Annotated in this window: 30 protein-coding genes and 1 pseudogene; 23 read left to right on the top strand and 8 right to left on the bottom strand. The window is 41.2% G+C overall.

Features of this window, described 5'->3' with window-relative positions; all coding sequences use genetic code 11:
* Positions 1-361: 361 nt before the first annotated feature.
* From LOR49_RS15995 to LOR49_RS15975, 5 genes and pseudogenes are all read right to left on the bottom strand, one after another.
* Positions 362-673 (bottom strand): type II toxin-antitoxin system mRNA interferase toxin, RelE/StbE family, encoded by a 312-nt coding sequence (locus LOR49_RS15995; RefSeq protein WP_240377953.1) that lies wholly within the window; start codon positions 671-673, stop codon positions 362-364.
* Positions 666-1025 carry an AbrB/MazE/SpoVT family DNA-binding domain-containing protein gene (locus LOR49_RS15990; protein ID WP_240377952.1) on the bottom strand — a complete coding sequence of 120 codons (360 nt, stop codon included), beginning with the start codon at positions 1023-1025 and terminating at the stop codon, positions 666-668. Before LOR49_RS15990 ends, LOR49_RS15995 begins: the two co-directional genes overlap by 8 nt.
* A 679-nt stretch (positions 1026-1704) precedes the next feature.
* Entirely contained in the window at positions 1705-1935 is a 231-nt protein-coding gene (locus tag LOR49_RS15985) for a hypothetical protein (RefSeq protein ID WP_240377951.1), read from the bottom strand.
* A 283-nt stretch (positions 1936-2218) separates the two neighbouring features.
* Entirely contained in the window at positions 2219-3070 is an 852-nt protein-coding gene (locus LOR49_RS15980; RefSeq protein ID WP_240377950.1) for a VOC family protein, read from the bottom strand.
* Positions 3071-3157: 87 nt separating this feature from the next.
* Positions 3158-3274: pseudogene (locus LOR49_RS15975) on the bottom strand (NAD(P)H:quinone oxidoreductase, type IV); the annotation flags it as partial.
* A 311-nt stretch (positions 3275-3585) separates the two neighbouring features.
* On the opposite strand from LOR49_RS15975, the gene LOR49_RS15965 reads away from it, so the two are divergent.
* Positions 3586-4059: an S-ribosylhomocysteine lyase gene (locus LOR49_RS15965; RefSeq protein WP_240377949.1), complete on the top strand. Its 474-nt coding sequence runs from the start codon at positions 3586-3588 to the stop codon at positions 4057-4059.
* 377 nt (positions 4060-4436) lie between these two features.
* On the top strand, positions 4437-4697 hold the full coding sequence (locus tag LOR49_RS15960; RefSeq protein ID WP_240377948.1) for a hypothetical protein: 261 nt from the start codon (positions 4437-4439) through the stop codon (positions 4695-4697).
* Between the two features lie 103 nt (positions 4698-4800).
* Here the strand turns inward: LOR49_RS15960 and LOR49_RS15955 are convergent, their stop codons facing one another.
* On the bottom strand, positions 4801-5628 hold the full coding sequence (locus LOR49_RS15955; protein WP_240377947.1) for a formate/nitrite transporter family protein: 828 nt from the start codon (positions 5626-5628) through the stop codon (positions 4801-4803).
* A 743-nt stretch (positions 5629-6371) separates the two neighbouring features.
* Here LOR49_RS15955 and LOR49_RS15950 point away from each other — a divergent pair.
* The 4 genes from LOR49_RS15950 to LOR49_RS15940 all read left to right on the top strand — a co-directional run bounded on the left by LOR49_RS15950 (position 6372) and on the right by LOR49_RS15940 (position 9126).
* Positions 6372-6728, top strand: a complete 357-nt coding sequence (locus tag LOR49_RS15950; RefSeq protein ID WP_240377946.1) for a DUF2200 domain-containing protein — start codon at positions 6372-6374, stop codon at positions 6726-6728.
* Positions 6729-6878: 150 nt separating this feature from the next.
* Positions 6879-7031 (top strand): hypothetical protein, encoded by a 153-nt coding sequence (locus tag LOR49_RS15945; RefSeq protein ID WP_240377945.1) that lies wholly within the window; start codon positions 6879-6881, stop codon positions 7029-7031.
* A gap of 1061 nt (positions 7032-8092) precedes the next feature.
* The gene (locus LOR49_RS17780; RefSeq protein ID WP_420830492.1) at positions 8093-8557 is read left to right on the top strand and encodes a CBO0543 family protein; all 465 of its coding nucleotides are present in this window, start codon (positions 8093-8095) and stop codon (positions 8555-8557) included.
* Between the two features lie 23 nt (positions 8558-8580).
* Positions 8581-9126: a CBO0543 family protein gene (locus LOR49_RS15940; RefSeq protein WP_240377944.1), complete on the top strand. Its 546-nt coding sequence runs from the start codon at positions 8581-8583 to the stop codon at positions 9124-9126.
* On the opposite strand, the gene LOR49_RS17560 is transcribed toward LOR49_RS15940, so the two are convergent.
* Complete coding sequence (locus LOR49_RS17560; RefSeq protein WP_275899709.1) at positions 9120-9245, bottom strand: hypothetical protein; 126 nt, start codon at positions 9243-9245, stop codon at positions 9120-9122. The genes LOR49_RS15940 and LOR49_RS17560 overlap by 7 nt on opposite strands.
* Positions 9246-9435: 190 nt before the next feature.
* Between LOR49_RS17560 and LOR49_RS15935 the strand changes: the two genes are divergently transcribed.
* On the top strand, positions 9436-10101 hold the full coding sequence (locus LOR49_RS15935) for a hypothetical protein (protein ID WP_240377943.1): 666 nt from the start codon (positions 9436-9438) through the stop codon (positions 10099-10101).
* Positions 10102-10335: 234 nt separating this feature from the next.
* On the opposite strand, the gene tnpB is transcribed toward LOR49_RS15935, so the two are convergent.
* On the bottom strand, positions 10336-11508 hold the full coding sequence (gene tnpB / locus LOR49_RS15930) for an IS200/IS605 family element RNA-guided endonuclease TnpB (protein WP_240377942.1): 1173 nt from the start codon (positions 11506-11508) through the stop codon (positions 10336-10338).
* 86 nt (positions 11509-11594) lie between these two features.
* Here tnpB and LOR49_RS15925 point away from each other — a divergent pair, with 86 nt between their 5' ends.
* From LOR49_RS15925 to LOR49_RS15850, 16 genes are all read left to right on the top strand, one after another.
* Positions 11595-11744 carry a ribbon-helix-helix domain-containing protein gene (locus LOR49_RS15925; protein ID WP_240377941.1) on the top strand — a complete coding sequence of 50 codons (150 nt, stop codon included), beginning with the start codon at positions 11595-11597 and terminating at the stop codon, positions 11742-11744.
* A 96-nt stretch (positions 11745-11840) separates the two neighbouring features.
* A complete protein-coding gene (locus tag LOR49_RS15920; protein WP_338021158.1) occupies positions 11841-12872 on the top strand; it encodes a DUF2075 domain-containing protein in 1032 nt (343 codons plus the stop codon).
* 235 nt (positions 12873-13107) lie between these two features.
* Positions 13108-13848 (top strand): Fic family protein, encoded by a 741-nt coding sequence (locus LOR49_RS15915; RefSeq protein WP_240377940.1) that lies wholly within the window; start codon positions 13108-13110, stop codon positions 13846-13848.
* 306 nt (positions 13849-14154) lie between these two features.
* Entirely contained in the window at positions 14155-14526 is a 372-nt protein-coding gene (locus tag LOR49_RS15910; protein WP_240377939.1) for an HIT family protein, read from the top strand.
* A gap of 13 nt (positions 14527-14539) precedes the next feature.
* Positions 14540-16987: a DEAD/DEAH box helicase family protein gene (locus LOR49_RS15905; RefSeq protein WP_240377938.1), complete on the top strand. Its 2448-nt coding sequence runs from the start codon at positions 14540-14542 to the stop codon at positions 16985-16987.
* 71 nt (positions 16988-17058) lie between these two features.
* Positions 17059-17424 (top strand): hypothetical protein, encoded by a 366-nt coding sequence (locus tag LOR49_RS15900; protein ID WP_240377937.1) that lies wholly within the window; start codon positions 17059-17061, stop codon positions 17422-17424.
* Between the two features lie 92 nt (positions 17425-17516).
* Positions 17517-17732, top strand: a complete 216-nt coding sequence (locus tag LOR49_RS15895; RefSeq protein ID WP_240377936.1) for a hypothetical protein — start codon at positions 17517-17519, stop codon at positions 17730-17732.
* Positions 17733-17746: 14 nt separating this feature from the next.
* Positions 17747-17920, top strand: coding sequence for a hypothetical protein (locus LOR49_RS15890; RefSeq protein WP_240377935.1), 174 nt, complete (start codon positions 17747-17749; stop codon positions 17918-17920).
* Between the two features lie 2 nt (positions 17921-17922).
* Positions 17923-18252, top strand: a complete 330-nt coding sequence (locus LOR49_RS15885) for a nucleoside triphosphate pyrophosphohydrolase (RefSeq protein ID WP_338021157.1) — start codon at positions 17923-17925, stop codon at positions 18250-18252.
* Between the two features lie 341 nt (positions 18253-18593).
* Complete coding sequence (locus tag LOR49_RS15880; RefSeq protein WP_240377934.1) at positions 18594-20357, top strand: GGDEF domain-containing protein; 1764 nt, start codon at positions 18594-18596, stop codon at positions 20355-20357.
* A gap of 53 nt (positions 20358-20410) precedes the next feature.
* Positions 20411-20641 (top strand): hypothetical protein, encoded by a 231-nt coding sequence (locus tag LOR49_RS15875; RefSeq protein WP_240377933.1) that lies wholly within the window; start codon positions 20411-20413, stop codon positions 20639-20641.
* A gap of 110 nt (positions 20642-20751) precedes the next feature.
* The gene (locus tag LOR49_RS15870; protein ID WP_240377932.1) at positions 20752-22728 is read left to right on the top strand and encodes a sensor histidine kinase; all 1977 of its coding nucleotides are present in this window, start codon (positions 20752-20754) and stop codon (positions 22726-22728) included.
* Complete coding sequence (locus LOR49_RS15865; protein ID WP_240377931.1) at positions 22721-23710, top strand: response regulator; 990 nt, start codon at positions 22721-22723, stop codon at positions 23708-23710. The genes LOR49_RS15870 and LOR49_RS15865 overlap by 8 nt, the downstream gene beginning before the upstream one ends.
* 243 nt (positions 23711-23953) lie before the next feature.
* Positions 23954-24823 carry a hypothetical protein gene (locus tag LOR49_RS15860; RefSeq protein WP_240377930.1) on the top strand — a complete coding sequence of 290 codons (870 nt, stop codon included), beginning with the start codon at positions 23954-23956 and terminating at the stop codon, positions 24821-24823.
* Positions 24816-25535 (top strand): polyphosphate polymerase domain-containing protein, encoded by a 720-nt coding sequence (locus LOR49_RS15855; protein ID WP_240377929.1) that lies wholly within the window; start codon positions 24816-24818, stop codon positions 25533-25535. The genes LOR49_RS15860 and LOR49_RS15855 overlap by 8 nt, the downstream gene beginning before the upstream one ends.
* 11 nt (positions 25536-25546) lie before the next feature.
* The gene (locus LOR49_RS15850; RefSeq protein ID WP_240377928.1) at positions 25547-26224 is read left to right on the top strand and encodes a DUF4956 domain-containing protein; all 678 of its coding nucleotides are present in this window, start codon (positions 25547-25549) and stop codon (positions 26222-26224) included.
* The last annotated feature ends 1 nt before the right edge of the window (position 26225 follow it).

Below are 26225 nucleotides of genomic sequence, written 5' to 3'. Positions count from 1 at the left end.
CGTGTGCGAGGGACTGATCCTATTTCTTGATTGAAATGCATCTAGAGGAAGCACTGAAATCAGCTGTTCGTGAAAATAAGAACGTCAAAGCCCCTGAATGATGTCGCGAAAAACGTGATGAGCGGAAATAGAAGCATCATAGGGTCGCGATGGCGTCGTGAAAACGGTAAAGAGCTAAAATAACAGCATCATAGGGGTTCGATGATGTCGTGAAAACGAAGGAACCAAGAAATAAGGACGTCCAAACGCCTGGATGAAGCATTGAAATCAGGTGGTCGTGAAAATAGTGGTCTCTAAGCCTTGGTAGCTGGACCTTTTCCAATAAAAAAGAGTCACGTCTATATGAAACGAGCGACTCATTCTATAATCCTAAATATCGTTTTAATTCTGGATAAAAGTTTTCTCGTGTTCCTATCATAACTACTAATACCAACTCTCCGTTATCATCCTCTTCCAAGGTGTAACAAATTCTATAACTTGTTCTAATATGCTTCACGTCTAAACAAGAGAACCCTTTCAAATCTCCTTTTTTTGATTCTCCAATTAGAGGATCTTTCTGCAGACTATAAATGGCATCATTTATTTTTTCGTACAATGTTATATCGGTTTTTCTTATTTTTCTTAGGTCTTTTCCAGCTTGTTTACTAAGTTTCAGGGGCAAAAGGTCACTCATCTTCGTCTTCGTCCTCCACAGCATCTAAATACTCGTCGAGACTCCCTGTAACAGTAGGTTGTTTCCTTGTTTCTTGTTTCAAATAATCAAGTGCTTTCGAGATATTTGACTTTATCCTTGTAAACTCCTCTATTAATTGGTCTCCTTCATACCCCTGACTGACTAAGTCTCTTAAGATATCTTCAGAGAAATCAATTACTTCAGGATCTGCGGGACGAATAATGATTTCTTTTCCTGTAAACTCCAAGAAGGCTTCATCTTCTAAGTTCAAAGCTTCGTGGTATTCTTTGGGAATGTTAATTTGCCTTTGACGTGATATTTTTACGCGGCGCACTGATTTACCATTCTTCATGGCAAGTCTTCCTTTCTTGGTAGTGGTTACCATTAAGCTATGTCCCTCTCCGTTAAAAGTATTCTTTATTTCTTTAAAAATTTATTTCTTTAACTTTGTTATTTTTATTGTAGCACATATATTTCCCCGTGTTCATTAAAGGTTAATTCTAAGGAGAATAATCTGCGTCAAGATTGAAACGGTCCAGAATAGACGTTCTGAAATCAAGTTATTGTGAAAATAAGAGCGCCAATGCCCTTGTATGACGTCGTGAAAACGGGGGAGGGGTGGAAATAGAAGCATCATAGGGTCGCGATGGCGTCGTGAAAAGCAAGGCTCTTCGAAATAAAGACATCAAAGCGTGTGGATGAAGTAGTGAAATCAAGCCATTGTGAAAATAAGAACGTCAAAGCCCCTGTATGACGCCGTGAAAACGGGGATGAGCGGAAATAGAAGGATCAAGCGACAGTTACAACCAATTGGCTGAAGGTATCGTTGTATTAGCCATAACCCGATTATTCAGAAATAAGGGAATCAAAGGATTTAATATCAGATACTAAAGCTGACAAGATTTACACACTGTTTCCTTATAAGCAACACTTGTCAGCCATAGCCGCGCAACAGTAGTGGCAAAGATAGGCTCTAGATAAAATATGTTTATTACAGACCCGGTGTCCCCGACATAGCTAGCGGCTATCGTTTACATTACTACAAAATAACCCATACAAAGAGCTACTGTCGACAGGATATAAAGAAGAGCATGTAACCATTCTTTATGCTTGAAGTTCACAATCACATTTAAGCTTCCAACAACTATAACAGCTGCAACAGCTATTAACCATGAAAACATTCCTCTTATTAAGGTAAACTCTAAGACTGCTAATACTCCTACGAATAAAAATGCAACCTGCAAATACTTAATACTCTTCATTCCCTGCCTCCTTTGTTATCCTCATGCCTTCTAATGATAAATAAAAAACGATAAAATTTCTAAGATTTCGTCTGCTAACAAATCAGCTTCTTATAATTTCTCATCCTCAGAAGGGCTCTCTACCAACCGAATCAAGCTGCTCTTTTGTTTAATTTTTGATTTATACAATTTATTTCTGACCAATACCGGCCTCTTAAAACGAGGAAAAAACGTACGCTATTATCTCAAAACGTACGTTTAAAAGCCTATGTTTGGTTTTAGTAACTCAAAAAAAGTACTCGTCTTAAACTTTTAAGTGGATACGATTTCCAGAAGGGTCCGAGGTAATAAAAGTACCCTTTTCTTCTGTGACGGATGCACCTATCTTCTCCAGGTTCTCTGCCACCTTTTCTCTGGATTTCTCATTGGGTAAAATCAAAGTATAAAATTCTAATCCAACACTATTCTTGGCGGGCGCAGGAGCTCCTATTCCCATCCAAGTATTCAAGGCAATGTGATGGTGATAGCTGCCTGTAGAGATGAACAGTGCCTGATCTCCGAATCGGTTCACCACTTCAAATCCGAGTCCCTTTGTGTAAAATTCCTCTGTTTGTTGTAATTCTGATACATGCAAATGGATATGTCCCATGATTGTACCGGCAGGCAAACCTTGCCATGACTCTTCTTGTTTTACTTCGGAAAGAAGGTCTCTGAAATCCAGCGGATCTACAGTCATTGCCACTTCTCCGTTATTCCATTGCCAACTCGCGGGATCGCGGTCAGTGTACACTTCCATTACATTCCCATCTGGATCTGTCAAATAGAGGGCTTCACTTACAAGATGATCCGATGATCCAAGTCGAACGTTCTTTTCAATAAAATGCTGGACGATATTCGCTAAATCCGAGCGGTGTGGTAAAAGAATAGCAAAATGATAGAGTCCCGTTGTGTTAGGTTGTTTCGGCGAGGGTTCCGCCGGCTGTTCCAGGGACAAAATGTTCGTTTTGCCATCGGCTGTTAATTTTGCTGTTGTTTCGGTTTGTTCCAAAATGCTAAAACCAATCATTTCCTGGTAGTAGGTAAGCGATCGTTCTAAATTACTCACCTTAATCCGCACGTGGTTTACGAACGTATTGGGTTTACTATGGAATCCCATTTTTGTTCCTCCTTTGATAGTCTTCCTTATCCGCTTAAGAATCCTAATATCTCGGGAAGTGAGACATTAGGCTTCTCCTGCGTGTTGCTATTGCTGTCCTTTTTTCACCCATGAAGCGACGTCTGCCGTTCGTTTCGCTTGATGCTTCACTGCTTCTTCGACATCCTCTTGCACGTTACCTTCCTGATCGACCGTTAAACTGGTTTGCTGGTAAGAAAAGCAAAGTGGGATAATATATTTGATGTGGAAGCATTGTTATTTTTTTAAAAAAATAAGCAAATCATTTCACTGTATACCTGATCGGGTATATAGTGGGGGTGTGATTTGATACAAGAGTGTATGACACATTGTGATTTAATCGGAAGTCCGTTATCATGATGTCGATGCCACGGGGTTTGGTTATGCGTATGGTCAGGTTCCGCCGATGAGCTGATGAACGCATGATGAGCCTTACTGAAAATACAGCAAAGCAAAAGACAAACTTATTTTAAACATGGTGAAGGAGATGAAGGATAATGAGTAAAGAATTCGCAAACGTTGAAAGTTTTGATTTGGATCATACAGCTGTTAAAGCTCCCTATGTTCGCCTGGCAGGTAAGATAGAAGGAACGCATGATGTCGTCTACAAATATGATATTCGTTTCTGTCAGCCGAATGAATCCCACATGGACATGCCAGGATTGCATTCCATTGAACACTTGATGGCGGGTCTTATCCGGAATCATTTGGATGACGTCATTGACATCGGCCCTATGGGATGTCAGACAGGGTTCTACATGACGGTCTTGAATAATGACAGTTATGATGATGTGTTGGCAGCATTAGAAAAAACATTGGAAGATGTACTGGAAGCCGATGAAGTTCCTGCATGCAATCCGAAGCAATGTGGATGGGCCGCTAATCACAGTCTTGAGGGAGCCAAGGACATTGCCTCCAACATGCTGAAAGGTAAGGACGAATGGTCACAAGTGTTTGCAGATGAACATTAATCAATTTGCTTCACTTCTGATGATGAAAGGGAAAGGATGCATTATCAGGGAACGGATCCGGATGACCTGACCATTACGATGCGTATATGCCGGCGGGTATGAGCCTGTTACTGAAACACTGTTTGACGTGATTTACGTTGTCGGCTTCTTTTTGCCTCGACAGAAGAACGACAGTGGGCAAAACTAAGACACGTCACCAGTATGACACAGGACATTTGGAAATAATCAGGTAAGGTGATCATGAAGTATGTCAAAAGAACAGTGGGATAATAGTTTTTCAGACCAGGATTTTGTTTATGGTGAAAAAGAAAATGTGTTGATACACGATAGGAGTGGTTTCATTCCGGAATATTCAAAAGTTGGTTGCCCTGCGGAAGGTGAAGGGGCGCAATGCCGTTTATTTAGCAAAACTCGGCCACGATGTAACGAGCTATGACCAATCGACAGTCGGCCTCGAGAAGACGAAAGCATTAGCCGGGCGAAATGACGTCGACGTTGCAACCGTTGAAATGAATTTGACTCAAGAAAAGGTACCAACAAGGATCCTCGAAATAAAGCCATCAAAGCGTGCATCAAAGCCCCTGTATGACGTCGTGAAAACGGAAATCATCTGTGATGACTACTGGGAAATGACATAAGTGCCTGTCACCACCTGTATGATGTCTCATTCAATGACATAATTCAGGGAGTGACAGGCACTGTTATTTGATTTATATTAAGAGTCCATTCTTTCATTTCTTGTTAGCTTGCCGGTTTATTTTTCACGTATAATTCAACACTTGGAGATTTGTGTTTCGTTACTAGATGTAAGGTAAGACCGGTTAATAGAAACCCACTTAAAAAGTTCCCGATCGTTACGATAATTTGGTTCCACATCCACCAGTCTAGTATGGTTATATCCGCTCCAAGCATCATGCTTGTTGGGATCACAAATAAATTTACCACGGCGTGCTCTAAACCCAGCGCAAAAAATAAAAAGACAGGAAGCCACATAGCAACAATTTTCCCTACTGTAGAATTGGATGTGAAAGCCATCACGGCCCCAAGTGTCACCATCCAGTTACAAAGAATCGCTTTCACAAAGGCAACGAACATTCCTGCCGCACCATATTCTTTATAGGCAAGTGTTTTGCCTTCTGCAACTGCTATAATTTTGTCCATAATACTTAGACCTGTGATGTGGCCGAATTTCGTTATATAAATGCTAAACAAGATGGCAAAGAATACACTGCCGATGAGGTTGCCAGTAAATACCCAAAAGAAGTTTTTTAATATTTTTTTGTTATTGGTTTTTTTTCTTAGCCTTGCTAGAGGAAGCATGGCAAAGTTACTTGTCACAAGCTCCATATTCAATAAAAGGATCAGTACAAATCCAACTGGGAAGACAAGGGCCCCTAAAAAGTCGAGACCGGTTTGTGTTGCCGTCGTATAAGCTAATACGGTGGAATAGCCAAGAAAAGCCCCTGACATTCCCCCTTTTAAGAGAAGGATGTGAATCGGTGAATTTGATTTTTTCGCGCCTGTTGTTGCAACGTTTTCTACCATTTCCTCGGGTCCAACGTAGTCCAAAATACTCCCCTCATTTCCTGATTGCTATCTTTTTGATAAGTTAACTAATGGTTGTTGTTTCTAGTATAGACGAATTTCATTTATATCTATGTGATGGATATCACAGGTGGAGGTTGAAACAGAACCGTTGATCAAAGCGCCATAGCATCTGTATGGAGTCGTGAAAATGGAAATGAGCAGGAATAGCGTTATCAAAGGGGTTCGATGGAGTCGTGAAAATGTAGAAATCGAGGAATAAAGACGTCTAAGCATCTGGATGAAGTACTAAAATTAGCTATTCACGAAAATAACAACCTCAAAGCCATGGTATGGAGTCGTGAAAACGAAAAAGAGAGGGAATAGTGACTTCATAGGGGTTCGATGGCGTCATGAAAATGTAGAAATCGAGGAATAAAGACGTCTAAACACCTGGATGAAGCATTGAAATCAGCATATAGTGAAAATAAGAGTCTTAAATCCTTGTATGAAAGGTAAAAAGGGCGAACCCCTGGCATTTACAGTCGTTGAAAAACAAGAATTTCTCATCTATCCAAATTGGATTTTACTATTATAGTTGGTTGTGGGGCATTGGCTTCTTCATCGGCAAGTAAAGCGTGAAGAACAGTCATTAGTTCACATTTATGGTGATGAATATAAACAATATTGCAGAAAAGTCCGTCGATATCTTTAATTAAACGGATATTATTGGGAAATCGGTGTTTAGCGGTAAGGAGTTAATCCATTTAATTACAGGAGGATATATATTGAGCAAACACAAAATCTACACGATGAGCGTGGCAAGTGTCTATCCACATTATGTTACGAAGGCGGAGAAAAAAGGACGCACGAAAGCCGAAGTCGATGAAATCATCCGGTGGTTAACAGGGTACAGCCAGGAAGAACTCGAAGCACAACTAGAAAACCAAACAGACTTTGAGACTTTCTTTGCGGAAGCTCCGCAATTAAACCCCTCGCGAACGTTGGTTAAAGGTGTGATCTGCGGCGTTCGAGTGGAAGATATCGAGGAACCTCACATGAAGGAAATTCGCCATTTGGATAAACTAATCGATGAATTGGCAAAGGGAAAAACGATGGAGAAGATTTTACGTAAAAATAATTAAAACAATAAAGAGAAAGTTTAACATGACAGAAAGTAACAAAACCAGCAACCAAAGGGTGTCCACTAGAACAGAATTAATCAGAGCACAATGATCTCCCTGGAACAAAATGACCAATGTTAATTCAACTCTTTTTCTTAGGAAACACAGAATATGGGCCAAAGGGCAGCCGCATACTTCGGAACGGTATCAATGTTTAATGAAAAGGTGTGCGGCACCGATCAGGCGCAGAAGCTCATCGAAAAGCTAGAAAATACACATAAGAAAAGACCGGCTTTCATTGATGAACTGAGCAAAATGAAATAATGCCAATGAACGAATCAGCGGTGTTACCGGAAGAGTCATGCTGTTGCGCAAAAAATAACCCACCCTTGTGTTACCGGCTCTACGGGTTTTCATCTTGGCCGATATCCCTTGAAGGGAATCAAACTATTGTGGAGCGTAGGTGTTGTAAGTACCTATGGTCTCTTTTAATGTATGGAGTATTTACTCATCGTATATCCGAATTTTAGTGTGATGGAAACTATATTAACTATTTTTTCTAAAATCACCCAGGTCTGCCTCCGTTACTACACGAATGAAGCTATAAAATCGAATATTTATAAAAATAACATCGCCATAGCACCTGTATGAAGACATGAAAATAGGGATGAGCGGGGATAGCAGCATCAAAGGGTATCTATGGCGTCGTAAAAGCGAAGGATCCCTGAAATAAAGTCATCAAAGCGTTAGGATGAAGTCCTGAAATTATCTATTCGTGAAAATAAGAGCGTCATAGCTTCAATATGAAGTCGTGAAAACGAGAAAAAGCTGGAATAGCGGCATCATAGGAGTTCTATGGAGTCATGAAAACGAAGGGCCTCTGAAATAAAGTCGTCATAGCGTCTGTATGAACCCTCGAAGCAAGCGTCTAATAGGCGAGTGTGACTAATAGTTAAAAACTTCAAATAATCATATACTGATTTTTTTGCTGACTGTGACAAATTCTTCACCATTTCAACTAATTCTTCCTTACTGATAGCCGTATTTCAAACTCCTTTGTTCCGCATTCTTCCTTACATTTTACCTCATACAATACGCTTTTATATACAACTATATTTCTGAATTTTTAAACATCAAGTGTAATTTTTATGATAGGTCAACCCCCTTTTTACTGAGGGTTCGCTAGTGCTTGATTGAAACCATTCGCTAACTATTTATCTTTACTTCTTATCTGGCAGGGGTTTTGACTTTGTTTCTCATGAACAGTTTACATTACAAGTGAAAGGAAGTGAAAAATTTCAACGCTGATAAGAATAATTTCAAGATATTGTAAGAAGATATTAGGAAAAAACACAGAAAAACGGACGATAGAAGGTGCTTGGCCGGTGTTTGTAGGGACAGTTATTTTTATTATAAGTTGGATAGCGTTTCTATTTTTTTCTAAGAAAAAGAAATTCCCGCTGTACGTGCTCACCGGATACACAGGTATTATTTTGGCATTGACTTCAGATTTAATAATGTTTGTTTATCCATTATGGGAGTATCCAGGAACAAGTTTAGAAACATTTTTAATTCAATTATTGAACGGATTTGGGATATATTTTGTAGTTATTTATTTCTTTCTTCAAACGTTACCCAAAATACAAACAGTTTTATCGGTGGTGCGCCATGTATTTTATTGGTCGGTATTCGCTATTATACTTGAACTGTTATTAATGTCTGTAGACTTTATTGTACATGGGTTGTGGTGGAATATAGGTTTCTCCTATCTCGCTGACTGGATATTATTTACGGTTTTTTTCCTCCATCATAAATGGATATCCAATCATTCTTTAATTAATACGTATTGACCCCAATTTTGGAGCGTGACGAGATGCAGCCTACTTGGCAATATGTTAGAGAATTAACACAGCAATATCGGAATGCAAGAGTAGAGTATTGGTTGAATGAAAGCTTATTTACTTTCGGTTGGTGGACCCTTGTAGTGACAACCATTGGTCTATTTATTGTGTGGATTTTTATTTTAGATAAAAAGAGGATTTTTGAGATTGTCACTTACGGGTTGATGGTAACAACTATTGCCACATTTGGAGATACGCTCGGTCTCTCTTTGTTATTGTGGGATTATCCAAAGGCCTTAACACCGATACCGCAAATTGCCGAAATACATAACGTACAAATGCCTATCATTTATATGATTATTTACCAGTATTTTACTACATGGAAAGCTTTTCTGATAGCTGCGGCAATTAATGCGTTTGTCTTTGCATTAATCTTAGAACCTTTATTAGCCTGGTTACAAATATATCAACTATACGATTGGAATTCGTTGTATTCATTGGTGCCTTATTTTGTCATAGCCGCTGCCCTCAAATGGATAATCAATAAATTTAAACAAATGGACCAACATTATCAATAGCTGCTATTGGCAGGTAATATTTTATGCAACTGGCTTGATACCGATTTTTGGGAAAGGACAGCAGAAATGAGAATATTGGAATTAATAAACACTTTCAACGTTTCATTTTTTACGCTCATTCCACATTTCCTCTCTGACAGTTGAATTTTCAATACAAAGTAAAGTTCTTAAGTTAGGTCAACCTCCCTTGTTACCGAGGGCTGGTTTTCATGCGACTGAAACTATTACTTTAAAAGTAAAACCATGACTATTATAATAGATAAATAAGTACAGGGATAATTTAGAAACGGAGAAGATAGGGGTAGCGGGATGATTATTTATAATGAGCGGGCTTCTGATTTTTTGGAGCACGTATATGAGGATAAAATCGGGTATGTCTTGAAAGAAAATATGTTGAAAAAGATGAACAGAGTGGTGGCGGAGAAGGAATTTCTATCTTGGGAGAGGTCACTCCCTGAGATGGCTAAAATCATTCGGGATGCTGACTTGGAGAACGATCCGTATATCTTGTTGGAATATAAACTGCCGTCGACGGAGAAACGTATTGATTTTCTCATTACGGGCCATGATTCGGACAATAAGGAAAACGTGCTTATCGTTGAGCTGAAACAATGGCAGCGAGCGGAAGTAGCGGAGGGGAACGGGGTCGTGCAAACCTTCCTCGGCAATAGAGTAAGAGAGACTGTTCACCCCTCTTACCAAGCGTCTTCTTACCGAAGATATTTGCAGAATTTTAACGAGTCGCTGCATATGAATCCGTCTATCAAAATGAATTCATGCGCTTACCTACATAACTACACTTCTGCTAGGACGGAACCGCTCCTTGACAAGAGGTATGAGGAGTATACGAAGGAATCACCGATCTTCTTCCGATTTAATGACCGGGAGCTGACAGCCAAAATACGAAAGCACGTGTCGAATGGCAAGGGAAAGGACATAGCGGAAAAAATCGAGAACGGGCGAATCCGGCCATAGAAAAAGCTGGTCCAAACCGTCGGCTCCTTGCTGTAGGGAAATGATGAATTTATTTTGTTGGATGAACAGAAAGTGGCGTATGAAAAAGTCGTGTCTTTATACATGGAACACCGGGAAAGGACGAAAACGGACCTGAAAGAAGTGATACTGTTGAACTACCCACCACTTATCGACCTTACGGTCTGATTGAAGTGGGAGATTCCTAAGAACACCAACCTAACGGTTAGTTATGGATTAGGCTATCCCCGCAGTTCCTGCGGTTAATCGTAATGCCTCGTTACGAAGATTCATACTTGCGTTAATATCTCTTTGGTGATGCGTTTTGCACATAGGACATTCCCATTCACGCAAAGCAAGATTTTTAACGTCTTTATGCTTGTGACCACAATTCGAACACAACTGACTGGAAGCAAAATTTTTAGCTGCGGTCACAACTTGTTTTCCGTACCATTTCGCTTTATATTCGAGCATTGTTCTAAACTCTGACCATGCGACTTCACTAATCGCCTTTGCAAGATTATGATTTTTTAACATATTTTTAATAGACAAATCTTCAATCCCAATGATGTCGTGGTTTTTGACAATATCGGTAGAGATTTTATCTAACATATCTTTTCTTGCATTAGAAATTTTTTCGTGAAGGCGAGCCACTTTTATTTTTTGCTTGTTCCAATTAGAAGAGCCTATTTGTCGTCTTGAAAGGGTACGTTGAGCTTTTGCTAATTTTTCTTCTAATGTACGAAAGAATTTTGGGTTAGCATATACCGTTCCATTTGAAAGCGTGGCAAAGTCTTTCAATCCTACATCAATCCCGATGACTGAACCGGTCTTTTTTAATGGTTCAACTTCTGTTTCAGCTAAAATGGAAGTGAAGTATTTACCCGAAGGGTTACGTCGAATCGTTGCATTCATGATACGCCCTTCCACTTCACGACTTTTAGCAAAACGAACGAGACCGAGTTTTGGTAATTTAATATGCTTATCCAAAACACCAATATTCCCGTTTACACACTTTGTTGTATAGGATTGAATAGGATTCTTTTTTGATTTAAAACGTGGTTCACCATTTTGTTTTTTATAATATCGAGTGTAAGAATCATTTACAATTTCAACGGATTTTTGTAGGGCGATACTATCAACTTCTTTTAAAAAGGAATAGTGCTTCTTTAGTTCGCGAACCGCCTTAATGGATTGATTTTTATTAAAGAATTCACCCTTCCAACTGTTTTCAGTAAGTTGACCATTCTGCACCATTTCATTCACGATATACCAATACGCATCTTTCTCTTTTTGTTTTCCGACAAAATAATTGTATACAAAGCGAGAACATCCAATCGTTTTGTTAATCAGTTCAATTTGTTTTTTGTTTGGATAGATGCGGAATTTGTACGCTTTTTTTACTAACATTGATTTTCACCTCCCTCTCATGTATTATTTTAATATACAATGATTATACCATATGTTATTTTAATACACAACATAGGAGGTTTAAAATGTCACAGGTTTTAAATATGCGTTATCCAAAAGAACTATTGAGACGAATTGATGATTTTAAAGAAAAAAAGGGTTTTACGACTCGTACCCAAACAATTATCTACCTCATTCAATACGCTCTCGAACAGTCGGACAATCGAGATAGCTGAAGCTATCCCTTGTTCGAAGGCGATTCACCCCCCACTTACTCATTGGGCTTCGCCCTTCACATTCCTTGAAGATGGGGGTTTTCTCGCCTATTTCAGATAAAAGGCGGACCCGGCACCGGAAAGTCCGTGATTGGCTTACATGTGATGAGGCACATGCTGGAGGCGGGCGCCAATATGGAGTACATCACCCCGAATCAGGCATTCCGTGAAGTATTGCGCAGAAAGCTAATCGGCACATCAGGATCACTTGAAGTGAGAGACCTTTTCAAGGGATCAGGAAGTTACGTGAAAACACCGGAGGATCATTTTGATGTACTGGTGTGCGATGAAGCACATCGTTTAAAAGAGCAAGGACATATGCAGAAAAAAATTCCGGGAGAAAATCAAGCAACCCAAATTATCCGCTCTTCCAAACTCAGCGTATTTTTTGTCGATGACACACAAGTAGTATCGAAAAAAGACATCGGCAGCTACGATATGCTGAGACAAGAAGCTGAAAAAGCGGGAGCGAATGTGCACACCCTTGAACTCGACTCGCAATTTCGGTGCAGCGGGTCAGGGAATTATATCTCCTGGGTTGAAAGTTTACTAGGTTTTTCCGACCAATCGATGCAGTTGGAAGGAGACTTTGATTTTCAACTCGTCGACAGCCCGCATACGTTGAAAGAAGAAATAGTCGATAAAAGAGACGGCCGGCTAGTGGCGGGATACGCGTGGACCTGGACGAAAGACCGGAAAGGCGACGACCTCGCCAAAGACGTAGCGATCGAAGACCATGATTTTGCGATGCCTTGGAATGACCCGAATCGAATCGACTGGGCGATACACCCGGAATGCAAGAACCAAGTTGGCTGCATCCACACCGTCCAGGGGCTAGAGATGGATTACGTCGGCGTTATCATCGGAAAAGACTTAGGATACGATGAAGAAACGGACTCAATCATCGTAAGAAGAGACGAATTCCACGACCGCGGAGCCCGTCCAAAAAAACCAAAAAAAGGCGAAACAGACCCCTTATACGATCTCGTGAGAAACACCTACAAAACACTCCTAACGAGAGGAATGAAAGGTTGTTACGTGTATTGCTGTGATGAGAAGTTGGCTGAGTATATAAAAAGTAGATTGTAGTTTTGTTTTCTCTAAAATTCTATCTTTTCGCTTACAAAGTCAGCAATCTACACAATGTATTATATGTTAGACATGGAGAGGATATTATTTTGGTACAAGAATGTTAAGATAAATTTCTATTCAGGCAACCTTACGGAAATGTTGAATAGTAAAAATACAACGAGCATGCCCGTTAAAAAAACGGTTGTTATCTTAATGATACAGACGATAATAAAGGGAAAGTGGGATTGAGAACATGGACTTTAGTAAAATTAATCAACTAAAAGATGATCTAGACCGTTTACGTCCATTACCGCCTACTGCATTGAAAAACTTAAAAGAATACTACAGAGTGGAATGGACGTACCATTCTAATGCCATAGAGGGAAATACCTTGTCCTTAATGGAAACAAAAATCGTACTAGAAGAAGGATTAACGGTTGGGGGAAAAAAGCTTCGGGAACACTTTGAAGTGATCAACCATGCAGAAGCCATTGACTACATTGAAGAGCAAGTAAAACAAGACAAAGAAATTAATCATGATCTAATCAAAAACCTTCATTATCTTGTGTTAAAGAACATAGATAATGAAAATGCTGGCCAGTATCGACAAGTGAACGTTCGCATCTCGGGTAGTAAACATACTCCTTCGCATTTTTTACAAGTGAAAAACGAAATGGATCAATTAATATCGTGGTATGATGAGAATCAAGATAAGCTGCATGCAGTAGAATTGGCCGCTTTGTTTCATTTTAAGTTTGTCTATATTCATCCTTTTTCTGACGGGAATGGACGAACGGCACGTTTGCTTATGAATCTTATCCTCATGGCGCAAGGTTATCCGCCAGCTGTTGTAAAGGCGGAAGATGAGAAACGATACCAATACTACGAAACCCTTGAAAACGCTAGTGTGAATGACAATTATTCTCCGTTCATCCAATTAATTATGGAATGTGTTGAGGAAAGCCTTTCGATTTATGTAGATGCTGTTAGATAATGATTTTATTACTTGTTTTCACTGGTGATCTCGTGTCGCAAGGCTGTTAGATCACTTGTGGAGAAAACCATGTAGTCTCCATTTATTTTGTGCTCTGCATATATTGGATATGAGAAGTTCACTGATTGTATTTGTTTATCTTAGAAGCATAGGAAACACTGTTATTCCAACAGGTTACAAAACACAAATACCAGCTGATAAAAAGAAACTAAAAAATAAGTTCTTAAACGTTAATACAGGAATTACATTACTATCCGATGTCCATTCGTCAGGCTATCTCCTATAAAAACCAAAGGAGGCCTATCTATGTCTTGTCCTTTCTGTCATTTACCAGCCGCTAAGATCCTCGATGAAAACGAGGAGGCTTTTGCTTTCTATGACCTGTACCCTGTTCAAAAGGGGCATACGTTGATTGTTCCGAAGCGGCATATTGCCACTTATTTTGAAGCGAGGGAAACGGAGATTTTGGCTATCCACCGGCTTTTAGCTTCGCGAAAGAAAGTGCTGGATGAGGAGCTGCAGCCGGATGGTTATAACATCGGCGTGAATGTGGGGGAGGCTGGCGGGCAGACGGTGCCGCATCTTCATTTTCACTTGATTCCTAGATATAATGGGGATATCGAGGATCCGAGAGGGGGCATCCGGAAAGCGGTGCCTAATTTGGTCTCTTATCCGTGAGGAAGGTATACCGATGAGTGAATCTATTAAGTTAATAACGAAGCAGCTGTACCAAGAGCTGCAGCCCCGGTTAGCAAGGGCTTCTTCTATATACATACTTAGTTCGTTTATTATGAAGTCCGGTGTTGCGTTATTGCATTCCTCTCTACGGGAAGCGGCGGAACGCGGGTCGGATGTGAAAGTGCTCGGGGGTGATTATCTGTATGTCACCCAGCCGGATGCGTTGCGCACTTTACTTGCGATTCACTCGGATGTGGAAGTGCGCTTAAAACAAAGCGGTGGTGTCTCCTTTCATCCGAAAGCTTTGATCCTGAAGGAAGCGGATCAGGGGCAGCTCGTTGTCGGTTCGTCGAATCTTTCCCGCTCTGCTTGGACAGAGGGGACGGAGTGGAATGTGGCGATTGAACGGGAAGCAGCGGAATCCGTACACACGGAGGCTCTTGAGGAATTTACAAAATTATTTTACGGCTCTAACACGATACCGGTTAATAAGGAAACCATTAAGACCTACCAGGAAAACTATGATGCCTTCCACCGGGAAAATCCCAGTCTTGCTTCTACGTGGTCTGAAATAGAAGAGAGTGGTTTGAGGCTTCCGGTAGGAGGTGCAGGGTCTGGGTATGTTAAGGAAGATAACGCAGCTTATCCAGTAGAAAAACTGGAGCCACGCTTTGCGCAGCCAGAAGCGTTAGAGACGTTGACGGAGATGCGAGAAGAAGGGTATACGAAAGCACTGGTCGTGATGGCAACTGGGTTGGGGAAGACCTATTTGGCGGCATTTTTTGCGGAACATTTCCGAAGGGTCCTGTTTGTCGCGCACCGCGAAGAAATTCTGAACCAGGCGGAGGCTTCTTCTCGCCGCGTCCACCCTCGCCGGTCTACCGGACTTTTTCATGCGAAACGAAAAGAGTCGGAAGCAGACTGTGTGTTTGCGTCTGTTTTTACGTTAAGCATGAAGGAGAATCTGGAGCAGTTTTCCTCCTCGCAATTTGACTTGATCATTATCGATGAATTCCATCATGCGGCAGCGGCTACTTATCAACGAGTGCTGGACTATTTCGCTCCGGACTTCTTGCTGGGTATCACAGCGACCCCACACCGATTGGATAATAAAGATGTCTATGCGATTTGCTGCGGCAATGTGGCGTATGAAATAGATTTTTTAACCGCTATTCGTAGAGGCTGGCTGGCTCCGTTTGTTTACCATGGCGTTTACGATGATACGGATTATACTTCGCTGCGCTGGATTGGCAATCATTACGATCCCGAGCAACTCGCGCAGGTGCAACTGCGGGAGGGGCAGGCGGAGAACATTTATCAAAGTTGGCTTAAGCACCGGCAGTCCCGGACGATTTGCTTTTGTTCATCCATAAAACAGGCAGAGTTCTTGCAGTCGTATTTCCAACAACAGGGCGTCCAGGGGGCAGCGGTTCATTCTCAGTCAGCGGTCGGTCGGAACGAAGCGCTGGAGAAGCTCGAGAATGGTGACTTCGCTATTCTCTTTACGGTTGATTTATTTAATGAAGGAGTCGATATTCCGTCTATCGATACGCTTCTTTTTGTACGCCCGACCGAGTCCCTTACGATCTTCACCCAGCAAATCGGCCGCGGTCTTCGTTTAGCTGAAGGGAAAGAGTACTGCACCATTATTGATCTTATCGGCAATTACCGCAATGCCGATGTCAAGCTGTCTCTGTTTGATACCGAGGGGCGGGACTTAGCACGGGCGGGGAGCTATCCGGCCATCCCGGAAGTCTGTGAGTTCCACCTAGATACCAAGGTGATCGATCTACTCGATGTGATGAGACGGAAGCGGAGCCCGCGGAAGGAGCAGCTTCGCCATGAGTATTTTCACCTCAAGCAGGAATTAGGCCGGCGCCCTTCGTACATGGAAGCGGGAACACAGACAAGTGCCGGTGAAAGTGAATTCAAACGGACGTACGGCGGTTATTATGGTTTTCTTCATACCTTGGATGAATTAACGGAACATGAAAAGGCAGTTTACGTGGCCAATCGGGAGCTTGTGGAGGAAGTGGAGAAGACCGGGATGACGAAGGCGTATAAAATGGTGCTGCTTCGTATTATGCTGTCTCGCGGGGAAGAGAACATGCTTGCGCCGATCCGGCAGGAAGAAGCAGCGCAACCGTTTCATGCCTTTTACATGGCAAAAGAATACCGGCGGAACACCGACTTTAACGATAAGACGACGAAAGAGCTCTGGGAGTTTAACGAAAAAAGAACCGCCCGCTTAATCGCCAGCATGCCAATGACCAAGTGGGCCGGCAGTAGTAAAGGTATGTTTCAATTTGACGGGGACGTGTTTCGTACGAATGTGGACGTGAAAAGGGAGCATGCCGCCGAGCTTCGCGCCATGCTAATGGAAATCGTAGACTACCGGCTGATGATGTATTTTCGCCGGAAAGGTAGCAAAAAGGAGCGTAACCATGACCGTACACAATAAACTCGTTCGCGGCAAGATCTTAAATGGTGTCCTTTAAGGTAGAAAGATGAGTAATTATAGGGGTGATACGAATGAAGATTACAATAGAGATGAGTAAAGAGGCTTATGAAATTGCCAAAAAAGTATATTCTGGGCAAATGACAAAGAATGAAGGGAAAATTGAAATAAATAGATGTACTGGAATGAATGAAGGTTCCGCGGCAGCTTTTATTACAATATTTCTATCTATGATGAATGGAGAAGTATATAAAAGAGCATTCAATAACGATACAAACAAATTATTGTTTGAGAGTATTAGAAGAGATTATGGCCAAAAGTACTTGGAAAATGCTTTAAATGCAGCACAGAAACACATAGATTATTATTCTACCTTTGGAAATGGAAAATTAGTAGGTTTACAAAAGATTGTCAATCAAATGCGAAAGCACAATACTTAAAGTTGAAGTTGGATAAATATTCAATTAAGTACTTCTTTAAATTATGTTAAGCAGAAATCAGGCGCCACACTTCGTATGCGGAAGCGCCCAGGGTGCCGATGAAGATAAGTTCGAAAGTGGATAAAATGGTGCTGCCTCGTATTATGCTGACGCACGGGGAAGAGAACATGCTTGCGCCGATCCGTCCGGAAGATGTGGCGCAATCGTTTCATACCTTTTACATGGCAAAAGAATACCGGCGGAACATCGATTTTAGCGAGCGACGAAATCGCTCTGGGAGTTTAACGAAAAGAGAACCGCCCGTCTAATCGCCAGGATGCCAATGACCAAGTGGGCCGGCAGTAGTAAAGGTATGTTTCAATTTGACGGGGAAGCGTTTATTACTCATGCAGAAGTGAAAAGGGAGCATGCCGCCGAGCTTCGTCTCATGTTAATGGAAATTGTAGACTACCGGCTGATGATATATTTTCGCCGGTTAGGCAGTAAAAAGGGGTAATAATGATGACCGTACATAACAAACTCGTTCGCGATAAGATACCAGAAGTGATAGAGCGCGCAGGCAAATCATGCACAACCACGACGCTGACGGAAGCCGCATTCACTAGCGCGTTACGGGAGAAGCTTCAGGAAGAAGTAGCCGAGTATCTCCAAGCCGAGCAGGATGCAGAAGCACTGGAAGAACTGGCGGATATCACCGAGCTTCTTCATTTTCTCGCCGAAGCACACGGAGGCAGTATGGAAAGAGTAGAAGCGATACGGAAAGACAAACAAGAACAACGCGGCAGCTTTCACAAGCGACTATTTCTTCAAGAAGTACATAACAAGTGAACAGAGTAAGAGGGGCAGGATGTAGCCGGTGTTTACTGGTCTCCTGCTTTTCTCTTTTAGATAAAAAACAAACCAAACGTGTCCATCCTAGTAGTACTAATTAAATGAATGGGATAAAAAATTAACAATTTTGCATATAGTTTATACTATTTTGCCTTTAAACGTGGTAGTATTACATAGGTAGTAAAGCCCATATGAACGATAGGATAACACCTGTACCTATGAATAGACCTAAAGATGAGGAACCTTCGTTGTACAAGAAGCATATACAGGCACTATATGAAAAATAGATGATGATCGTGTGACAAGTAGTGAAAAACATGGAAGAAGGGGATTAACAAATGGGACGGTACAACCAATGGTGCCAGTTACATATCACACTTTTGTGCGCCGTCTTTTGTGTCCTCATCTTGTTGTTGCATCCTCTTTCGGCCGAGGGATCTTCCGACGAAAATCGTATGGTTCTTGGTCCTCATTATGAGGTGTTTCACGATCCAACGAATGATGTGACGGTGGAAGAGCTAATGGCCGGGACATATGATTCCTCCTTTCTGCCAAGCACGCAAACCTACCCTTTTTTTTGGCATACTACGGGTACGATGTGGCTTCGTCTGCCTCTTCATGAACTCATTCAAGGAGACACGAGTGGGTATGTGATCGAAGGCATTGATAAACAAGATCATGTCGAAGCGTACTTCGTTAAAGAAGACGGGTCTTACACGGTGCAAGAAGGGGGCATTGCCGGGGTGGATCATCAATCCATCCGGTACCGCTCCGCCGTGTTCTTTGTGGAAGAGCCGAATGTGGAGGAAGTATATATCGCGCTTTCTGGTGTATTGCCACTTATGTTCAGTTCTATTCTGTACACTGATGGCGGCTTTCTTGAAAGCGTGATGACGTATAAGTTTTCAATTGGGTTGTTTTACGGATTTGTATTGGCCCTGATGCTGTATAACTTGTTTTTGTTTTTTTCTCTTAAAGAAAAAGCGTATTTTTACTATGTGTTATATATGCTTAGCTTTATGGCGTACCAAGCTGCGATGAATTCCTTTGATCTTGAACTGGTGGGCCGTGCTTTTCCGGACTGGCTCCTATACCGGACCTTGCCGATAAGTTGTAATGTTTTAGTTGTCTTTATGATTTTGTTTGGGAAAGAATTTCTAGAGCTAAAGAGACATTTGCCGACCCATAACCGTGTGCTGAACATCTTTTTAGGTCTCTCCTTTCTTTCGCTGCTATCCGTCTTTATCGTGCCCAACGTCGAAGCTATCAATAATGTGACCACTTCTCTTACCGTGATCGTGTTAGCTTTTCTTTGGTTCTCCGGTTTAACGATGTTATTAAAGGGTTTTAAGATGGCTCGCTTCTACATGATGGGCTGGACAGCTTTACTTGGATCGATGCTTATCCAGGGTTTCGGGTTTTTAGGCTGGATTCCGTTTCATCCAGGACTCTATGAAACGGTGCCTGCCATTGCTGCCTGCGTGGAAGCGATTTTTCTCTCATTGGCCCTGGGTGATAAGATTAACCTAATAAAAAAAGAAATGAACAGTCACCTAGAAGAAAAAGTACAGGAGCGGACGCAACAACTCGAAGAAGCAACACGAAGGCTGGAACAGCTTGCCAATACTGACCGCCTCACCAATATTCCAAACCGTATGAGCCTTGATTTAGACTTGGATACGCAGCTGCAGGAAGCGACGGCAAATGGAACGCCGTTCTCCCTCATTTTGCTGGATGTGGATCATTTCAAAGCTGTCAATGACCAATATGGCCATCAAGTCGGGGATATGGTACTAACGGAAACAGCAAACCTTTTAAAAGATAATGTTCGTAAAACCGACAAGATCGGGCGCTGGGGTGGAGAGGAATTTCTCGTGATTTCCCCTCATACAGAAATAGAGGAAGCGCAGGAGCTTGCAGAGCGTATCCGGCAATGCTTTGAAACTCATTCTTTTGAGGAAGTCGACCAAACCACTGCTAGTTTTGGCGTCGCTTCCTACGTAGAAGGGGATACACTTAAATCCTTGTTATCTCGCTGTGATAAGGCGTTGTATGAGGCAAAAGAAAAGGGGCGGAACCTGGTCGCTGTCCAAAAGCTCTGATGATCCTGGCTAGTCGCCTTGTATTAGTACGTTGGAGAAAGGAGGGGATGGACATGACATCAGCAATGTCCTGGATTGTGGTAGGACTTATGATAGCTGTCTTATTTTATGCTATTTTCAGCATCTATTTGAAGAAGCCGGCTGGCTTGTATATTGCCGCGGCTTTTCATATTGTTTTGGGGATATTATCACTTCCTTCCATCGGATTATATGTATTCGGCTTAGCGGTCCTAGAAATCATCACAGGGATTATTATGATGGTAACGAGCCGTCGTTCCCGTTAAATGACTCGCTCCCTCTCCGCTTCTCGCAAGATGTTTAGGTTTGCCTTTTTGTCCATCTGCTTCACATAGATCCAGTAAGAGTAGTCGTACATTACCAAAGGGTGAGGTCATTGAATCGTAGCAAAGCTTATTTTATCGCTGCAACTCTGCTCATGTTGATCGTTATAGCTTTTTATTATGTGAGTGCCATGGAGAAGACACCACATGTTAAACGAGGAGAATTAGACCTTGCTCATACTGATTTTGATAATGAAGGTGTGATTGCTCTTAACGGGGAGTGGGAATTTTATTGGAATCAATTGTTGGTTCCGTCCGAATTCACACATGCGACACAACGAGAATTTCATTATGCGTATGTTCCGGGTAACTGGTTACAGGATGTAGAGGGAAATACATATCCTGATAAGGGCTATGCTACTTATCGGGTGACAATAAAGAATATTCCTAACACCACGTATTTTGGTTTAAAAAAGGCAAATATACGAAACGCCAGCAAGATATATGTGAATGGAGAGTTACTGTTACAGGACGGAAAGGTAGCGAAGAGTCTGGATGGAAGTGTTGCTGGTAATAATTCAGAAGTTGCTTATTTTGACATAGAGGATTCTACAGCGGAACTTCTCATTCAAGTAGCGAATCACGAGTACATCGTTGGTGGAATAGCCAAGCCGATTATCTTTGGTACGCAGAAGGAATTAATGCAACAAAACAATCACAAAATCATGTTTGAATTTGCGATGATTTTAATCGTTATTATTATCGGACTATTTTATTTATTGCTATTTTTAGTGAGTAAGGATTACCGAACAAAAGAGCCTGTGACACTTCCGCTTGCTCTCAGCAGCCTTTTTTTTGGTGTCATGAACGGTATATATAGTGAACGAATTATCATGAAGCTGTTTCCAGACATCACCTTAGATTTAACGTTTCGTTTTGGTCATTTTATGAATGCGTTATCTGTCATAATGGTTGTGATCATTGTGAATAAAGTGAACTCGTCTTTTGTACCTAGTAAAATACGAAACGTTATCATTGGTTTCTTTGGTTTATTTTTAGTTTTTGTCTTGACCTTACCGATAGAAATATATCTTAGCACGTTAACTTTTTACATGTTTTCCGCAGTAGGTATCTTTTTTTCTATATGGTTGCGAATCGTTCTTCTTTACTTCAAAAATAATAGGGCTGCGAGTAATGATGTCGAGCATATGACCCTTATCGTTGTTGCATTTTGTACGTTTCTCTTTTGGTTTGATATGACCTTGTACAGCATCGGTGTAAAGGTAGACCTGCTCGTATCTTTTCTTACCATTCCCGTTTACAGCATTGCTCTTGCTGCTCTGTTAATGGTGAGGTATACCAATTCCTACAAAAAAAATGAGGAACTCTCTCATCAATTAATAGAGACCTTTTCCACATTAGATCAAACAACGAAAAAAGTAGAGAGGAATGAGCTCGCATTTTTACAAGCACAGATCAAGCCCCATTTCTTATTTAATGCACTGAGCAGTATTATTAGCCTTTGTTACACGAATGGGGAGAAGGCTGCTAAGTTGCTGATGAATTTATCTAATTACTTGAAACGTTCTTTTGATATCGATTTACAAACAGACATGGTTACCATTGAAAACGAACTGAAATTGATTGAGGCATATATCGAAATCGAGAAAGCTCGATTTGGAGATCGCATTCACGTCACGTATGACATAGATCCGGACGCATTACCTGTGCAGATTTCACCGTTAATCATCGAGCCGCTAGTCGAAAATGCGATAAGACATGGCGTTCTGAAAAACAAACATGGCGGCGAAGTGAAACTTACGATAAAAAAACGGCACCAGGCTGTCATTTTAAGTATAGAAGATAACGGAAAAGGCATGGATATGGAGCAGATTAACGCGATTCAGAACGGGGAAAGGAACCATTTGATGTCTTCGCAAGGAAATGGTATCAGCTTAATGAACGTGTATGCGAGATTGCGAAATGTGTACGGGGTGGAGTTGCAATTTGATACGACGGAGAGCGGAACAACAGTGTCTTGTACAATTCCGGTCCAGGAGCACGATGGTAAGGAGGAGGACCATGATTAAAGCAGTGTTAGTCGATGATGAAATTCTTGTATTGAATCTATTGTACAAGGTTATCGGGGAAAGAGAAGATATCGAAATCATCGAGACGTTTACAGATCCGGAAGAGGCCTTGGTAGAGATTCCGAAGCTTCAGCCCGATGTCTTATTTTTAGATGTCGATATGCCTGTATTAAACGGGATTGAGCTTGGCACAAAATTATTGGAAGCACGTGGAAACGAAACCATGGCGATTGTCTTTGTGACAGCTTATGAGCAGTATGCCATCCATGCGTTTAAGCTTAATGCCATTCATTATATTTTAAAACCGGTCGACCCTCAATCTGTCGAGGAGATCATGAGTCGGCTCCATCAGAAAAAGGGAAGGCAAGAAAAAGCGAGCAGTGACGGGGGTGAGATTCATCTGTTTGGTCCCATGCATTTAAAAGTGAATGCTGGCAAGATTGATTTTTTGACAGCAAAAATGGAAGAGCTTTTGGCGCTATTAATCATTCATAGAGAAAAAGGGATTAGTAAATGGCGGATTATCGATGAATTATGGGAGAAATCGTCCCCGGAGAAATCACAGCAGAATTTATATACAATGATGTTCAGGCTGAAAAAGAAGTTGAAAAGTGCGGGAATCCAGGCCACAATCATGTACAAAAATAGTATATACACCATGGATCTGAAGGATGTGTATTGTGATTTACTCGAGTTCGATCAATTTATCGAGCAAGAGTTACCCGTAAACGAACAACATATTGCGGAGTATGAAAAGGTGATCTCCTTATATACCGGAGATCTACTAGAAGAAAAAGACTACGCATGGTGTGTACATGATAGAGAGAGGTATTACCACCGTTTCGTGGATGTTGTCATGACTGTTGCGGACCATTACAAGAAGAAAAATCAGCAAGAGCTTCTCGAAAAGCTGTATCGCCATACCGAACCTATCCTTATCGATGAAGATTACAGCCTGTTAAAACTGAATACTCCCATTTAATGCAGAGGCTGGAACAAAAGTATATCACCCACGAAATAATCCGAACGATTGAATACAATCAGTTCGGATTTTTAATAACTGGATTCCAATTATGAAATTGACTCATGTTACTGGAAATGTAAGAAAAATGTAATATCTCTTTCGTATACTAAAAGAGGCCTATTTCAATAGTAATAACACAAGACGACTTGCAAATTACTGTAGCAAGGTATCCAGGTAGTGTCACGCGACTGGAGGGCATGTATGGAGAAGCGACGTATATGGCAACTGTTTTTCCTAGGAGTGGTGATTGTTTTCTTAGTTGTCAGGTTGTATACGGAATCAGCTCAAGAACAATCAAAGCGTGCCATTTTCTCGTGGTCAAGTAAGGAAGTAACAAACAATCAAACACAATTCCTGCATGATTTAATAACATACCAATTTGACCGTGTGTTTCAATCGTTTTCGAGCGACGTAACCGTTGAAGAAATTGCCTCATTTGTTGCGGATCTAACCAATCAAAACATTAACGTATACGGTTTGTCTGGGACACCGGAGTGGGCGCTTGATCCAACGGGTAAAGGCATGTTGGAACAGTTGGAACAAATTGTAGAAGTGAATCATCAGTTATCTGAAGAGCAACAGATAAAAGGATTGGTTATCGATGTGGAACCGTATGTGTTGGATGGCTTTCAATGGGAGGACCAGTCTGTTCAACAATCCTATATATCAGGCATGAAACAGCTGTATCAAGCGGCCAAACGGGAAGGCCTGGAACTGCTTGTCGTCGTGCCGTATTTTTACGATACGCAGGGCTATCAGGAAGTTTTACGAACCATTATCCGGGAAGCGGCAAGTGAAGTGGCAGTGATGAATTATTATCGTGATCATGAAATTGAGCATCTCACGTTTGAAGCGCAAGAAGCCAGAAACGCACATATACCGTTAACGACGATCTACGAATTAAAACGGCCTGGTGACCATGATTTGACGGAGAAAAATACGTACTATGAGGAAGGGTTGTCAGCGGTACGAGAAAATGCGGATCAGGTAATACAGCATTACGAAGATCAGACAATCCATATTGCCTATCATGATTATCATGCATTTCGAGAGGTGTTAGAAAATGAATAATGTATTTCGTGAGGAAAAGAAGTACGTTATCACAAAAGATGTTTATTATAAACTGCGTCATTATATTGCACAAGTGATGCACCGTGATACTCATAGCGAGAAAAATCATTATCGCTATCGCAGAGGGGATGGATATACCATTCGGTCGCTTTACTTTGATTCATTGGACGATCGTGATTTCCATGAAAAAGTGGATGGTATTGAACTGCGCCGTAAATGTCGTTTACGAACGTATATGCATGATCCGGATTTTTGCTTGCTCGAGTTAAAGAAGAAGGAAGGTCATCATCAAAAGAAATCATCATACCGGTTAACGAAGGAACAAGGGAAGCGGTTAATTGCTGGTGATTATCAGCTTTTATTAGAATTAAATCATCCGTTTTTACTCGAGTGTTATTACATGATGATGCAACATGTGTATCGACCTAAGTCTATTGTGACCTATGAACGGGATGCATTTGTGGCAAAAGAAAATAAAATTCGTGTGACATTTGATCAGGCAATTCGTGGAACGGAGAGTAATTTTGATCTATTTTCTGAACAATTACAGGAAAATGATTTGATGGATGCAACCCATGTCGTACTTGAAGTGAAATATAATGGTTTTCTCCTTCAATATATTAAGGAGTTATTAGAAGAGGTAGAGAAGGATCAACTGTCTGTAAGTAAGTATTGTTTAAGTCGAAAAATCAGCAAGAATTATGTGCTTTAGGGGGAGATGCCATGCGTGAGTTATTAAACCAACTTTCTGACCAATCACCTAACCTGACATTACCTGATATTCTAACCAATCTTTTAGCAGCTACTGTGATTGCGTTTGCCATATTTATTTCTTATTGGTATACGCATGTTGGCACTGCGTATAGTCGCAAATTTAATGTTTCGCTTATTACGCTAACGATCTTAACCGCAACGGTCATGATGGTTATTGGTAATAATATTGCGTTATCCCTAGGGATGGTCGGGGCGTTGTCCATTGTCCGTTTTCGTACTGCGATTAAAGACTCTCGGGATACGACTTATATCTTCTGGACGATTATTGCCGGGATTGGTTGTGGAGCGGGGTATTATCTTGTCGCTACGGTAGGGACAATTGTTGTGTTTATTATTTTATTGTTCCTAGGTCGGGTGACGAATAATCAACGTTTACTATTAGTTATTAAAGCAAAGCGGTCGAGCGAGATGGAGATCGAAGGCACCGTTTTTCGACATTTTCATAAGAGGGCGTTATTAAGAGTGAAGAATACAACAGAAGAAAGTGTTGAATGGATTTATGAGTTGTCGCGAAAAGATTACGAAATAGGAGAGAAAAAAGATCAAACCATTACGGATGCCCTCTATCTAATAGGAGGTATTGATTATGTTAACACTGTGGCACAAAGCGATGAAATTAGTGGGTAGT

It is taken from the genome of Bacillus piscicola, from assembly GCF_022458745.1.
GTDB classification, from domain to species: Bacteria; Bacillota; Bacilli; order Bacillales; family Marinococcaceae; genus Alteribacillus_A; species Alteribacillus_A piscicola.
Note: the sequence above shows the minus strand (reverse complement) of the source record. Positions and strands in the feature narration are given on the sequence as shown.